The organism is Sphingomonas sorbitolis, assembly GCF_036663875.1.
In the GTDB taxonomy this organism is placed as follows: domain Bacteria; phylum Pseudomonadota; class Alphaproteobacteria; order Sphingomonadales; family Sphingomonadaceae; genus Sphingomonas.
Window position 1 is genome coordinate 1,129,605 of the sequence record NZ_JAXOJS010000001.1, and the last position, 13,776, is coordinate 1,143,380.

General features: G+C 67.5%; 10 protein-coding genes. 9 read left to right on the forward strand and 1 reads right to left on the reverse strand.

Translation table 11 applies throughout. From position 1 onward, the window contains the following. Window positions 1-415 precede the first annotated feature (415 nt). From otsB to U1763_RS04800, 3 genes are read left to right on the forward strand one after another with little or no spacing between them, the layout of a single operon-like run. A complete protein-coding gene (gene otsB, locus U1763_RS04790) occupies window positions 416-1,177 on the forward strand; it encodes a trehalose-phosphatase (protein ID WP_332754305.1) in 762 nt (253 codons plus the stop codon). Continuing rightward, entirely contained in the window at window positions 1,174-2,970 is a 1,797-nt protein-coding gene (locus U1763_RS04795; RefSeq protein WP_332754306.1) for a glycoside hydrolase family 15 protein, read from the forward strand. The genes otsB and U1763_RS04795 overlap by 4 nt, the downstream gene beginning before the upstream one ends. Further along, window positions 2,967-4,355 (forward strand): alpha,alpha-trehalose-phosphate synthase (UDP-forming), encoded by a 1,389-nt coding sequence (locus tag U1763_RS04800; protein WP_332754307.1) that lies wholly within the window; start codon window positions 2,967-2,969, stop codon window positions 4,353-4,355. The genes U1763_RS04795 and U1763_RS04800 overlap by 4 nt, the downstream gene beginning before the upstream one ends. Before the next feature lie 133 nt (window positions 4,356-4,488). Here U1763_RS04800 and U1763_RS04805 read toward each other — a convergent pair whose 3' ends face one another. Then, window positions 4,489-5,562 carry a mechanosensitive ion channel family protein gene (locus U1763_RS04805; protein WP_332754308.1) on the reverse strand — a complete coding sequence of 358 codons (1,074 nt, stop codon included), beginning with the start codon at window positions 5,560-5,562 and terminating at the stop codon, window positions 4,489-4,491. Between the two features lie 286 nt (window positions 5,563-5,848). Between U1763_RS04805 and U1763_RS04810 the strand changes: the two genes are divergently transcribed. The 6 genes from U1763_RS04810 (at window position 5,849) to U1763_RS04835 (ending at window position 13,682) form a co-directional block, all read left to right on the forward strand. After that, entirely contained in the window at window positions 5,849-7,519 is a 1,671-nt protein-coding gene (locus U1763_RS04810) for an MFS transporter (protein WP_332754309.1), read from the forward strand. Continuing rightward, the gene (locus U1763_RS04815) at window positions 7,516-8,676 is read left to right on the forward strand and encodes an HlyD family secretion protein (protein ID WP_332754310.1); all 1,161 of its coding nucleotides are present in this window, start codon (window positions 7,516-7,518) and stop codon (window positions 8,674-8,676) included. The genes U1763_RS04810 and U1763_RS04815 overlap by 4 nt, the downstream gene beginning before the upstream one ends. A gap of 281 nt (window positions 8,677-8,957) precedes the next feature. Then, on the forward strand, window positions 8,958-10,358 hold the full coding sequence (locus U1763_RS04820) for an efflux transporter outer membrane subunit (protein WP_443026885.1): 1,401 nt from the start codon (window positions 8,958-8,960) through the stop codon (window positions 10,356-10,358). A 148-nt stretch (window positions 10,359-10,506) separates the two neighbouring features. Beyond that, complete coding sequence (locus U1763_RS04825; RefSeq protein WP_332754311.1) at window positions 10,507-11,223, forward strand: phosphocholine cytidylyltransferase family protein; 717 nt, start codon at window positions 10,507-10,509, stop codon at window positions 11,221-11,223. Further along, window positions 11,220-12,350 (forward strand): CDP-glycerol glycerophosphotransferase family protein, encoded by a 1,131-nt coding sequence (locus U1763_RS04830; RefSeq protein WP_332754312.1) that lies wholly within the window; start codon window positions 11,220-11,222, stop codon window positions 12,348-12,350. Before U1763_RS04825 ends, U1763_RS04830 begins: the two co-directional genes overlap by 4 nt. Before the next feature lie 213 nt (window positions 12,351-12,563). After that, window positions 12,564-13,682, forward strand: coding sequence for a CDP-alcohol phosphatidyltransferase family protein (locus tag U1763_RS04835; RefSeq protein WP_132740287.1), 1,119 nt, complete (start codon window positions 12,564-12,566; stop codon window positions 13,680-13,682). The last annotated feature ends 94 nt before the right edge of the window (window positions 13,683-13,776 follow it).

The following is a 13,776-nucleotide window of genomic DNA, read 5'->3' on the forward strand; positions in this document are numbered from 1 at the left end:
GGAAACAAGGTTTGCAGGCCTGAAAGGTAGTGAGATGCGCATCCTTTAGCACCTCCCCGCTTTAGTACCTCCCCGGCGGAGGCCGGGGCCCAGTTGGAACGTCTGAGGTAATAGCGCGCAACATGCTTCATTGCCGTCCCCCAACTGGGCCCCGGCCTTCGCCGGGGTGGTAGATGAGGTAGGAGATCAGGGTCCGCCGCCTCCTTGTTCCCCCGCGGAGGCGGGGGGCCAGGTTTAAGGGCGATGCGCTGCTGGGTCCTGGGCTCCCGCGTTCGCGGGAGAACAAGGAGGCGCAGTTCCGCTGCCACCCCGCCCCACCCAATCCACCCCGCCCCCACCCCGAAAAATCGAACCGCACCCGTTCCAATTTTGCAGTGCAGCGGAACGGAGCGGTGGCGCTAGGGGTTCAGGGATAATGCTAGCCGAACGCCAGCCCGCGACTGATGACCTCGCGCCGTCCCTTGCCGTGCCCGACGCCGTGAGCCTGTTCTTCGATTTCGACGGGACGCTCATCGACCTTGCCGCGACACCCGATGCGGTCGTGGTGAGCCAGATCCTGCTCGATACGCTCGATACGCTCGCCGAGCGCTTCCCCGGTCGCGTCGCGATCATCAGCGGGCGCTCGATCGCGCAGCTCGACGCGATGCTCGGGCGCCACGCGCATTTGTTTGCGGTCGCCGGCAGTCACGGGGCCGAGACGCGCACGCCCGAGGACGGTCATGTCGCGGCCGAGCGCCCCGCCTCGCTCGAAGCCGCCGCCGCCTCGTTTCGCAATTTCGCCGACGCCAACGGCCTGGTCTACGAAGCCAAGAGCCTCGGCGCCGGGCTGCACTACCGGATGGCGCCGGACTTCGAACCCGCCGCCGTCCGCCTCGCCGAAGACCTCGCCGCCACCCACGGCCTCACGCTCCAGCGCGGCAAGATGATGGTCGAGCTACGCACCCCCGGCGACAAGGGCGCCGCCCTCCGCGACCTGATCGCGGCGCCCGCGATGACGGGCAGCGTGCCGTATTTCTTCGGCGACGACGTCACCGACGAGGACGGGTTCGAGGCGGCGCGCGACCTTGGCGGGGCGGGCGTGCTGATCGGCGAGCAACGGCCTACCGCCGCCACCTACCGCCTGAACGACGTTGCTGCACTTCGCGACTGGATTGCTGCCATATTGGAAATACGATGACCGCACCTACCCAAAAAGCCGACATGAACCTGTGGCCGATCGGCAATTGCCAGGTCTCCGCGCTGATCGACAAGACCGGCACGTTCGTCTGGGGCTGCGTGCCCCGCGTCGATGGCGACCCGGCGTTCTGCGCGCTGCTCGGCGGCGATGCGCCCGAGACCGGGTTTTGGGCGATCGAGATCGAGAACGCCGCCAAGACCACGCAGGCCTATATCCGCAACACGCCGATCCTGGTGACGCGGCACGAGGACGAGGCCGGCAACGCGGTCGAGGTGATCGATTTCTGTCCGCGCTTCGTGCGCGAGGGGCGGACCTATCGCCCGACCAGCTTCGTCCGGATCGTCAAGCCGGTCGCGGGCTCGCCGCGGATCCGCATCCGCATGCGCGTCGCGACCAACTGGGGGCATGCGACCGAGCATACGCAGGGCTCGAACCACATCCGTTTCCTGATGGACGACCAGACCCTGCGGCTGACCACCGATGCGCCGGTCGGGCATATCGTCGGCGAGAACTGGTTCCGGCTCGAACGCCAGATGCACCTGTTCCTCGGCCCCGACGAAAGCTTCGCGGGCGTGCTGCACGAGGCGGCCGAAGCGATGCTGTCGCGGACCAAGGACGAGTGGCGGCACTGGGTGCGCGGGCTGGCGACGCCGGTCGAGTGGCAGGACGTCGTCATCCGCGCGGCGATCACGCTGAAACTGTGCCAGCACGAGGAGACCGGCGCGATCGTCGCCGCGCTCACCACCTCGATCCCCGAGCATGAGGGGTCGGAGCGCAACTGGGACTATCGCTACTGCTGGATCCGCGACGCCTATTACACGGTGCAGGCGCTGAACCGGCTGGGTGCGCTCGATGCACTGGAGGGCTATCTCGAATATCTGCGCAACATCGTCGATGCGTCGAAGGGGGGGCACGTCCAGCCGCTCTACGGCGTCGGCGGCGAGGCGACGCTGACCGAGCGGATCGAAAGCGACCTGCCCGGCTATCGCGGGATGGGTCCGGTGCGCGTCGGCAACCAGGCGTACGAGCAGATCCAGCACGACGCGTACGGCCAGATCATCCTGTCCGACGTCCAGGCGTTCTTCGACAAGCGGCTGTTCCGGATGTCGAGCGAGGAAGACTTCAAGAGCCTCGAACTGGTAGGCGACCGCGCGTGGGAGACGTACGACAAGCCCGACGCTGGCCTTTGGGAGTTGCGCACCAAGGCGCACGTCCACACCTATTCGGCAGCGATGTGCTGGGCGGCGTGCGACCGGCTGGCCAACGCGGCGGAGGTTCTCGGGCTCGAGGATCGCCGGACGTTCTGGGAAGAGCGCGCGAACACGATCCGCACGACGATCGAGCAGTCGGCCTGGCGCGAGGAGACGCAGCGTATCTCGGCGACGTTCGGTGGCGACGATCTCGATGCGAGCCTGATCCAGCTGCTCGACCTGCGCTTCTTCGCGCCCGACGATCCGCGGTTCCAGTCGACGCTGAAGGCGGTCGAGGAAGGGCTGCGGCGTGGCAGCCACATGCTGCGCTATGCGACCGAGGATGATTTCGGCCTGCCGCACACCGCGTTCAACGTCTGCACCTTCTGGCTGATCGAGGCGCTGCACGCGACCGGCCGGACCGCGGATGCCCGCGCGCTGTTCTGCGAGATGGTCGCGCGGCGGACGCCTGCCGGGCTGCTGTCGGAGGATATCGATCCGAATACCGGCGAGCTGTGGGGCAATTATCCGCAAACCTATTCGCTGGTGGGGCTGATCAACTGCGCGGTCCTGCTCAGCAAACCGTGGAGTTCTGTCCGATGAGCCGCCTCGTCGTCATCTCGAACCGCGTTCAGTCGGTCGATGCCCCCTCGGGCAATCAGGGCGGCCTCGCGGTCGCGCTGCTCGCCGCGCTCCGCGAAAAGGGCGGCGTGTGGTTCGGCTGGTCGGGATCGACCACCGAGACCTTCACGGGACATATCAATTTCCAGCAGGGCAAGGGCGTCACCACCGCGACGATCGACCTCGAAGAGCAAGATTTCGACGAATATTATAACGGCTATGCGAACCGCACGCTGTGGCCGCTGTTCCATTACCGGATCGACCTGACCGAGTTCGAACGCGATTTCTCGAGCGGCTATGCGCGCGTGAACAAGCGGTTCGCGGAGACGGTGCTGCCCTTGATCGAGCCTGAGGATCTGGTGTGGGTCCACGATTACCACCACGTCCCGCTCGGCCAGGAACTGCGCAAGCTCGGCGTCGAGAACAAGATCGGGTTCTTCCTCCACATCCCGTGGCCGCCGATGGCGATGCTGCTGTCGCTGCCGAGCCACCGCGCGCTGGTCGAATCGATGTTCGCGTACGACGTGATCGGGTTCCAGACGCAGGACTGGCTCGACAGCTTCCTGCATTACGTGACGAGCCAGCTCGACGGCGTGGTCGGCGAGGATGGCTGGGTGACGGTTGGCGATCGCACGATCAAGGCGATCACGACCCCGATCGGGATCGAGACCGCGGACTTCGAGAAGTCGGCGAACAGCGACGCGGCGCGGCACGCAAAGGAGCGGATGTACATGTCCGCCACCGGCCGCAGCCTGATCGTCGGGGTCGACCGGCTCGATTATTCGAAGGGTCTCGCCGAGCGGTTCGCGGGGTACGAGCGCTTCCTCGGGTCGCATCCGGATCGGCGTGGGCTGGTCTACATGCTCCAGATCGCGCCGCCTTCGCGTGAGAAGGTCGATACCTACCAGGAGATCCGCGCGAACCTCGATTCGATGTCGGGGCGGATCAACGGCGAATATTCGGACATCGACTGGACGCCGATCCGCTACGTCAACAAGGGCTTTCCGCGCGATGTACTGGCGGGGATTTATCGCGCCGCCCGGGTCGGGCTGGTGACGCCGTTGCGCGACGGGATGAACCTGGTCGCGAAGGAATATGTCGCGGCGCAGGACCCCGAGGATCCGGGCGTACTGGTGCTGTCGCACTTCGCGGGCGCGGCGACGCAGTTGAAGGACGCGGTGCTGGTCAATCCGTACAGCCCCGAGGAGATGTCCGACGCGATCGACCGGGCGCTGAAGATGCCGCTGGCCGAGCGGAAAGCGCGGTGGGAGAAGCTGATCGACAACGTCCGGAAGGAGGACGTGATGTGGTGGTGCGAGCTGTTTATTACGGCCCTCGAGGCGGTGCCCGAGCACGTCGAGGCGTAATTCAATCCTCCCCCGCCAGGGGGAGGTGGCTGGCACTTGCCAGACGGAGGGGGGAGGACACGGAACGCACGTGGCGCGTGCCTCCCCCTCCGTCGCCTTCGGCGCCACCTCCCCCTGGCGGGGGAGGATTCGCTTAGGTCCGCGGCACCGGGTCCGGCGCCATCAGCAGGCGGTTGCGCGGGATGGCTTCGGGCATTTCCTCGCGGATATACTTCAGCAACGCTTCCCGCACATCACACCGCAGATCGAACGCGATCGCAGCGTCCTTGGCGGTCATCAAACCGCGCAGTTCGATGCAGTCCGTCTTCACGTCGGTCACCTGGAGGTTGTAGAACCGCTTGTCCCAACGCGGGTTGGAGGTGACGATCTCCCCCAGTTTCTCGCGCAGCCGCGGCACGTCGGCGGACGGATCGAGATACCAGAACACCGACCCCATCAGCTGGCTGGTCTCGCGCGTCCAGTTCTGGAAGCTCTGTTCGAGGAACTTCGACACCGGCACGACGAGGCGGCGTTCGTCCCAGATCTTGATGACCACGAACGTCAGGTTGATCTGCTCGACCCGCCCCCATTCGCCGTCGACGATCAGCACATCATCGATCCGGATCGGCTCGGTGAACGCCATCTGCACGCCCGCGATCAGGTTCTTCAGCGCGGGCTGTGCGGCGGCACCGACGACGAGGCCGGCAATACCGGCGGACGCCATCAGCGTGACGCCGATCGAGCGGATGCCGGGGACGCTCAGCAGCATCAGGCAGACGCTGACGAATATGATGAAGAACGTCCCGATCCGCCCGAGAATCGCCGCCCGCGTGCGTTTCCGCCGAGCGCGGAGATTGTCCTCGACCGAGATGTCGGCACGGATCTCGATCACGTCCTGAAACGCGCGGAGGGCCGCGACCGCGAGCCAGCCTAGCAACCCGGGGACCAGAAAGCCGAGCAATTGCTTCCACAGATCCTCGATGTCGTTGTCCATCGGCAGGATGCGCGAGACGAACGCGACCGCGACGGAAACGAACACCGCGCGCAACGGGCGGCGGACGCGGGCGAGGACGAGGCCGTCGGTCTTGGCGGTCGAGCGCCGCTGCGCATGGCCGCCGATCCGCATCGTCAGCCAATGCGCGACCAGCGCGACGAGGACGGCGGCCGAAACGACGGCGACGCTCTCCAGCCAGACCCATTCGGGGGGTATGTGGAGCGATCTGAACATGCGCATTTTAGCGCAACGGTTGGGGGAAGCGGGATGTTCCGCTGCAGTGCAGCATTTTGGTTGGCGGTGAACTTGGGACGGCCATCTCATCAAAAAACCACCACCCCGGCGGAGGCCGGGGCCCAGTTGGAAAGGTGGCAGTAACAACGGGCTGTCCGCAGTTAATCCCATCCCCCAACTGGGCCCCGGCCTCCGCCGGTGTGGTCATGTTTTTGCTGCCGATTACGCTCCGCCGCAAACGATACCCAATGACGTCTCCCCCCGATCATGCCAGAACCGCCCAACCATGATCGCCCAGAGAATCAGACACTTCCTGAGCGAAGAGGACTGGCACTTCGCCGAACACGAACGCCCTGTCCTCCCCGGCTCCCCCGGCTCGCCAGCGCACCCCAGACACCGCCAGATCGCCTACGCGCTGATCGGTATCCTGCTCGGCCTGACGGTAGGCTTCGGCAACGCGCTGATCAGCGCCAACACCTATACGCTCCAGGGCGCGCTCGGGCTCGATCCCGCCGAGATCGCGTGGTTGCCGACGGTCTACGTGATGACCAACGTCAGCATAAACCTGCTGATGATCAAGTTCCGCGCGCAGTTCGGCCTGCGCCCGTTCGCGATGATCTTCCTGATTCTCTACGTGCTGATCACGCTCGCGCATCTGTTCGTCCACGGCTTCGCGACCGCGATCGCGGTGCGGGCGATCAGCGGGATGGCGGGCGCCGCGCTAAGCAGCCTGTGCCTCTATTACGTGATGCAGTCGCTCCCCGCGAAATGGCGGTTGAAGGCGGTCGTGCTCGGCATCGGCATCCCGCAATGCGCGACGCCGCTCGCACGGCTGTTCTCGCCCGACCTGCTGGCGATGTCGCAGTGGCGCACTTTGTACCTGTTCGAACTCGGGCTTGCACTGCTCTCGCTCGCCGCGGTCGCCGCGCTTCGCCTGCCACCGACGACGCGGAGCAAGGCGTTCGAGCCGCTCGACTTCCTGACGTTCGTGCTGTTCGCCGGCTCGACCGCGCTGTTCGCCGCGGTGCTCGGGCTCGGGCGGATCGTGTGGTGGACCAACGCGCCGTGGATCGGCTGGGCGCTGATCGTTGCGATCCCGATGTTCGCCGCCGCGATAGTCGTCGAGCATCACCGCGCCAACCCGCTGCTCAACACCCGGTGGCTGGGCAGCGCCGACATCGTCCGCTTCACGATCGTGATCGTGATGGCGCGGATCGTGCTGTCGGAGCAGACCTATGCGTCGGTCGGGCTGCTCACCGTGCTCGGCCAGAACAACGACCAGCTCGTGCCGTTCTTCCTGATCATCTTCGTCGCGTCGGTCGCCGGCGTGATCGCGAGCGCGGTGACCTTGGACGTCGAGCGGCTCGGCCACCCGATCATGCTGGCCATTGGCCTCGTAGCAGTAGCGGCATGGTTCGATTCCTACGCGACCAGCCTGACGCGCGCGCCGCAGATGTACGTGACGCAGGCGATCATCGGCTTCTCCGCGACGTTCTTCCTCGGCCCCGCTTTGCTGTTCGGCATGACCCGCGCGCTGAAGGAAGGCGCGGGGCACATCATCAGCTTCATCGCGCTGTTCGGGATCATCAATTCGCTTGGCGGGATCGGCGGCACCGCGCTGCTCGGCAGCTATCAGGTGATCCGCGAGAAGGCGAACAGCGTCGCGCTTGTCCAGCAGATCTCCCCGACCGACCCGATCGTGACGCAGCGCATCGCCGCCGGTGGCGCCGCGGTCAGCCGGGTGATCGTCGATCCAACGCTGCGCAATGCGGAGGGCGCCGCGATCCTGTCGCAAACCACGACGCGGGAGGCGAACGTGCTTGCGTATGACGACGTCTTCCGGTTGATCGCGGTCCTCGCCGGCGGGACGTTTGGATATCTGCTGTTCCTGCTGGCGAGACGCGCGCGACGCGAGAGACGGGCGCGGCTTGAGGGCCCGGTTGAGGGGACGACATGAGCGACGCACGCAGCCCGGTGGCCGAGGGGCCGGCGACCGAAGAAAAGCAGGCGGCGGTGGCCGCTGCACCAGCCGCCCCGGTCACGCCGGTCGGCTCCGGCTGGCGGCCGCAACCGCCCAGCCGCAACGTCATCATCGTCATCGCCTTGCTCGCGATCGCGGGCGTGTGCGCGGTGCTGGCGGCATGGCGCCTGCCCCCGTTCGCGACGAGCTATCAGTCGACCGACAACGCCTATGTCCGCGGCCGGACGACGGTGATCAGCCCGCAGGTCAGCGGCTATGTGACGCAGGTGCTCGTGCGCGATTTCGCCGATGTGAAGCAGGGCGATCCGCTGGTGAAGATCGACGACCGCATCTATCGCCAGCGCGTCGATCAGGCGCAGGCGCAGGTCGATGCGCAGGCTGCGACGCTCGCCAACAGCCGGCAGACGGCCGCCAGCCGCGAGGCGACGTTCGCGGCGCAGGACGCCGCGGTCGCGAATGCCGAGGCGCAATTGATGCGCGCGCAGGCCGACATGGCGCGCGTCAACGACCTCGTGACGGACGGCTCGGTGTCGCTGCGCGAGCGTGACCAGACGCTGGCGGCGTTGCGCCAGGTGCAGGCGCAGGTCCGGCAAGCCAAGGCCGCGCGGGAGATCGCGCGGCAGGATATCCGTACGGTCGAGGTCGGGCGTGGTGGCCAGCAGGCGGGTGTCTCGGGCGCGGAGGCGGCACGACAGCTCGCCCGGATCGACCTCGCCAACACCGTGATCCGTGCGCCCGAGACAGGGCGGCTGAGCGAGGTCGGCGTTCGGCTCGGGCAGTATGTGACGGCCGGGTCGCAGCTGATGTTCCTGGTGCCGCCCGAGACGTGGGTGATCGCGAACTTCAAGGAAGCGCAGACCGCCAAGATGGTGGTTGGGCAGCCGGCGTCGTTCACGGTGGACGGGTTGGCGAACGCGCGGCTGACTGGCCGTGTCGAGCGGATCTCCCCCGCGGCGGGGTCGGAGTTCGCGGTGCTGAAGGCGGACAATGCGACGGGCAACTTCACCAAGGTGCCGCAGCGGATCGCGGTGCGGATTCGGGTGGATGCGGGGCAGCCGCTGAGCGCACGGTTGCGACCGGGGATGTCGGTGCAGGCTCGGGTGGATACCGCTGGCGGGCCGGGGGTTCGGTGATGCGGCCTGAACCTGGCGTCGCGCCCTCGTCTTGTTCTCCCGCAAAGGCGGGAGCCCAGTCTGGATCCCCGCCTTCGCGGCGAAACATTGCTTGCTTGAGCCGCGTCCGCAGCAACGGGAAAAGAGGTGCAAGTCCCACCCCAAACTGCCCCACCCCGGCGAAGGTCGGGGCCCAGTTGGGGGACGGTGATAACGAAGCGCCGTCCGCTATTACTGAGACTTTTCCACCTGGGCACCGGCCTTCGCCGGGGTGGCGTAGCGTTGCGGGATGGCGGCACGCGATTGGGCGGCCACGTCGCAAAACGACCGCCGCCCTGACCCTCGCCCTCCTCGCCACCGCCTGTATCGGCCCCCGCCCCGAGGCACCCACAACCACCGCGGTAACCCCGCCCCCGGCGTGGCGCACCGCGCTCAGCCCCGGGGCACCGATCCGTGCGGACTGGTGGAGTGCGTTCGGCGACCCCGTCCTCACCGACCTCGTCGCTCGGGCGCTCGCCAACAGCCCCGATCTCGGCTCGGCCGCCGCGCGCATCGACGAAGCCCGCGCCGCCGCACGTCTTGCCCGCGCGCAACAGACCCCACTCGTCAGCGGCTCGGCACCAAGCACCACCGGCCAGACCGTCAGCCCGCTCGGCACGCCCTCCGACGCGATCGGCGCGCAGCCGGGGGTGGCGATCAGCTACGACCTCGACCTGTTCGGTCGCCTCCGCCTCGCGAGCCAGGCCGCGCGTGCGCAACTGCTCGCCAGCGAAGCCGCGCGCGACACCGTCCGGCTCGGCATCGCGAGCAGCGTCGCGACCGGGTACATCACGCTCCGCGCGCTCGACCAGCGTCTCGCGGTCGCGCGCCAGACGCTCGCGGCGCGTGCGGAAGGCCTACGGATCGCGCGGCGGCGGGCCGAGACCGGCTACACCTCGAACCTCGAACTGCGCCAGGCCGAGGCGGAGTATCACGCCACCGAACAGCTCGTCCCCGCCGCGCAGCTGGCGATCAGCCGGCAGGAGAATGCGCTCAGCCTGTTGCTCGGCGACAATCCCGGCCCGATCCCGCGCGGCCGCACGCTCGACCAGTTGGCGGCCCCAGCGATCCCGGATGGCCTCCCCGCCGACCTGCTCCGCCGCCGCCCCGATCTCTACCAGGCCGAGCAGACGCTCGTCGCGACCGACCGCTCGCTCGACAGCGCCCGCGCGGCGATGCTGCCGAACCTCGCGCTGACCGGCTCGGCGGGCGTGGTGCTATCGAGCGCGCTGGCAAACCCGATCGCGGTGTTCTCGATCGGCGCGAGCGTGCTCAGCCCGATCTTCGACGGCGGCCGGCTCGGGGCACAGGCCGATGCCGCGACCGCGCGCCGCGACCAGGCCGCGTTCGCGTATCGCCGGACCGCGCTGCAAGCGTTCCGCGAGGTCGACGACAGCCTGGCGGGCGTGCAGCGGTCGGGTCAGCAGGCGGTGGCGCTCGCCGGGCAACGCGATGCGCTCGCGGGTGCACTGCGCAATGCGTCGAACCGGTACCGCGCAGGGTATTCGGCGTATATCGACCAGCTCGATGCGCAGCGCGGGCTGCTCACCGCGGAGCTCTCGCTGGTGCAGGCGCGCGCGGATCGGCTGACCGCGTATGTGACACTGTACCAAGCGATGGGTGGTGGCTGGTCTCGGGCGGATGCGGCGGCGGTGCAGCGCTGATGTTCCCTCGCGAAGGCGGGGGCCCAGAATCAAGCAGCGCTGCGTCCGTGGTCCTGGGCTCCCGCCTCCGCGGGGGAACCGGAAGCAGGTAGGAGGCCGTCAGATCGATGCATTTTCCTGCCACACTTCGCCCGTACAGCCTCACGCCATGAAGGCCATCATCCTTGCCGCGGGTCACGGATCGCGGTTGCTGCCGCTCACGCTCACCACGCCGAAATGCCTGGTCGAGGTCGGCGGTCGCGCGATCCTCGACCACCAGCTCGACGCGGTCGCCGCGGCCGGGTTCGATGGCGCGGTGGTGGTCGGCGGCTACCGGATCGACCAGATCGCGGCGCATCTGGACGCGCGAGACGGTGGCCTGCCGACCGAGCTGGTCTTCAACCCGTTCTGGGCGATCGCCAACAGCATCGGCAGCGTCTGGGCGGCACGCGCGTATCTCGAAGCGCCGTTCGCCTTGATGAACGGCGATACGGTGTTCGAGCCGACGATCCTGCGCACCGCGCTTGGCGGCGACACGGGGGGCGTGGCGTTGCTGGTCGAGCCGCTGGCCGACGCCGGGCTCGACGACATGCTGGTGGAGGCAGACGGCGACCGGGTGATCGCCGTCGGCAAGCACCTCGTCGGCCATGAGGCGACGGATCGTTCGCTCGGGCTGATCGTGTCGCATGGCGGCGCGGCCTATGCCGAGGCGTTACGCGAAGTGATCGGCGAGGAGAACGGCATCCACGCCTATCACCACGCCGTCGTCGGCCGCGTCGCGCGGGGGCCGGGCGTCCGCGCCGTCCGGATCCCGCCGGACGCGCACTGGCAGGAAATCGACCGGCCCGAGGATATCGCGCTGTGGGAAGGCGATCACCGGGCATGACCCGCCCCGGCGCGCGCGGAAAGGTCGCGTTCCTGTTTCTCGGCGAGACGCTGCTGATCCCGCATCTCTATCCGATCGTCGAGGCGCTCGCCGCGACGTCGGACGTGCCGGTCGAGCTCTGGGTTAGCACGTCGGTGCACGAGACGTTGCTGACGCGCTGGACGGCGCCCTTCCCGACCGTTCGCATCCGGCGGGCACCGGGGTTTAGTGTCGTTGCGGATGACGGCAGTGGGCGTAATCCGGTGCTGCCTGCGAAGATACCGATACTGCTTCGGCTACTGCCCTATCTGCGTAGCGCGACGATCGTGGTATGTGCCGAGCAGACGAGTTTGTGGCTCCCGCGGCTGTTTCCGATGCGCGCGAAGTTCGTGAAGACCTCGCACGGGGTTGGCTCGATGAGCGCGCGCGACGATCCGCGGCGGCGGGCGGCGGCGTTGACTCTGGTGCCGAGCGAACTGGAGCGGCAGACGTATCTCGACCGCGGGTTCGCGCCCGAGCGGTTCGTCGCCACCGGCTATGTGAAGGCCGACTTCACGCACCGCACGCACGCCGCGCCGCCGTTCGCGGATATGCGGCCGGTCGTCCTATATACGCCGCACTGGCAGCAGCATCGCTCGTCCTGGTGGCGCTGGGGGGCGGAGGTGGTGCGGCGGATCGTCGCGGACGGGCGCTACAATCTGATCTTCGCGCCGCACCAGCGACTGGTCGAGAAGGCTCCGGAGGTCGCGGACCTGATGCGCGAGATTGGCGATCTTGCCCATGTGCACTGCGATATCGATGGGTTCGCGATGGTCGATGGGAGCTATACCGGCGTCGCGGACGTGTATCTGGGCGATACGTCGAGCCAGGTGATCGAGTTTCTCATGCGGCCGCGGCCTTGCGTGTTCCTCAATGCGGGGGGGGCCGTGTGGGAGGGCGATCCGAATTACGTGATGTGGGGGTGTGGCGAGGTGGTTGAGGAGGTTGCGGACGTCGTGGCGGCGGTGGACCGGGCGGCGTTGATGCATGCGGAGTATGTGAAGATTCAGGTGGAGTTCGCCGGGCAATCGCTCGGCGCGGTCGAAGGGGGCGCGGCTCGGGCTGCGGGGGAGATTCTTCGACTGCTGGAGGCCACGCCAGCCCGTTAAGTCTCCACCACCCCGGCGGAGGCCGGGGCTCAATTGGGGGACGTTGCCAACGAGGGACTGCGCGAGATTACTCCGGACGTTTCAATTGGGCCCCGGCCTTCGCCGGGGTGGTTGCAATCGGTGTGGTGCAGTCGTGGTGGGCGGGAAGGTATGCGCCTCGACCTATCCCACGCCCCTCTCGCTTTCACGACCAGATCGGGTAACGGGTGCGGGATGGTAGATTCGACAGCCCCCACGCCAGCGCTCCGGACGGTCCGAGCGAACGACACGCTGCTTTGGGGCATGACCAATGCCGAGCGGATTCGGCGGATCGGCGTCGCGCAGGGGTTGCCGGAGGACGATGGGAATGGTCCCGTAATCCTCGCCAACCTCGCTTATGCGTTCGATCCGGTGTGGATCGCGCATCTAAAGTCGCGCCCCGGTACCGTCGTCACGCGTACCGGCGTCCCTGTGCTCGCGCATGTCCGCGACGCCGATGAGCGTGCGCGGATGACCGCGGCGATGCTCGGCGAAGCGCCGCTGGTGACCGGGCTGACAGTGATCGCCGCCGAGGCCGAGGAAGGCATCCTCAACGAGGCGCTGCGCAAGCGCGAGCGCCCGTTCGCCGAACTGCTCACCCCCGCCGCCGTGCCGGCGATCGAGCGCGCGAGCTATGTCGGCGCGTACAAGGGCGTCACCGACCTGCTGACCAAGTATCTGTGGCCCGAATGGGCGCTGGCGATCACGCGGGTCTGCGCGCGTGCGGGGATCACGCCGAACCAGGTGACTGCGCTCGGATCGGTGCTGTGCATCGTTGCGACGGTGGCGTTCTGGTATGGCTGGTTCTGGACGGGCCTCGCGACCGGGCTGTTCTTCATGGTGCTGGATACCGTCGATGGGAAGCTCGCGCGCTGCACGATCACCTCGTCGAAGCTGGGGAATGCGTGGGATCACGGGGTCGACCTGGTGCATCCGCCATTCTGGTGGTGGGCCTGGGCGGCGGGGTGTGCGCCATACGGGCGACCGCTCGAGGACGGCGTGTTCTGGGCGGTGATCGGGACGATGCTGTTCGGCTATGTCGCGCAGCGGCTGATCGAGGGGGCGTTCATCGTCCGGTTCGGGATGCACATCCATGTGTGGGAACGGTTCGACAGCTGGTTCCGGCTGATCACCGCGCGGCGTAACCCGAACATGGTGATTTTGTTTGTGGGGTTGCTAGTGACGCGGCCGGACTGGGGAATCATCGGGGTGGCGGCGTGGACGGCGATTTCGCTGGTGGTGCATCTCGTGCGGCTGGTGCAGGCGATGCTGCGCAAAGCTCGGGGTGAGACGTTAGTGAGCTGGTTGGCTTGAGGATTCGCGGGGTCGCTACCTGCTAACGCCGACCTCCCTCCCTTCCGTTCGTCCTGAGTAGCCATCGAGTAGCTGCTCTTGCAGCGTATCGAGA

Coding starts and splice junctions, on each gene's coding strand:
- U1763_RS04805 (WP_332754308.1), bottom strand. CDS start 5,562: ATGTTCAGATCGCTCCACATACCCCCCGAATGGGTCTGGCTGGAGAGC.
- U1763_RS04810 (WP_332754309.1), top strand. CDS start 5,849: ATGATCGCCCAGAGAATCAGACACTTCCTGAGCGAAGAGGACTGGCAC.
- U1763_RS04815 (WP_332754310.1), top strand. CDS start 7,516: ATGAGCGACGCACGCAGCCCGGTGGCCGAGGGGCCGGCGACCGAAGAA.
- U1763_RS04830 (WP_332754312.1), top strand. CDS start 11,220: ATGACCCGCCCCGGCGCGCGCGGAAAGGTCGCGTTCCTGTTTCTCGGC.
- U1763_RS04835 (WP_132740287.1), top strand. CDS start 12,564: ATGGTAGATTCGACAGCCCCCACGCCAGCGCTCCGGACGGTCCGAGCG.
- U1763_RS04825 (WP_332754311.1), top strand. CDS start 10,507: ATGAAGGCCATCATCCTTGCCGCGGGTCACGGATCGCGGTTGCTGCCG.
- U1763_RS04795 (WP_332754306.1), top strand. CDS start 1,174: ATGACCGCACCTACCCAAAAAGCCGACATGAACCTGTGGCCGATCGGC.
- otsB (WP_332754305.1), top strand. CDS start 416: ATGCTAGCCGAACGCCAGCCCGCGACTGATGACCTCGCGCCGTCCCTT.
- U1763_RS04800 (WP_332754307.1), top strand. CDS start 2,967: ATGAGCCGCCTCGTCGTCATCTCGAACCGCGTTCAGTCGGTCGATGCC.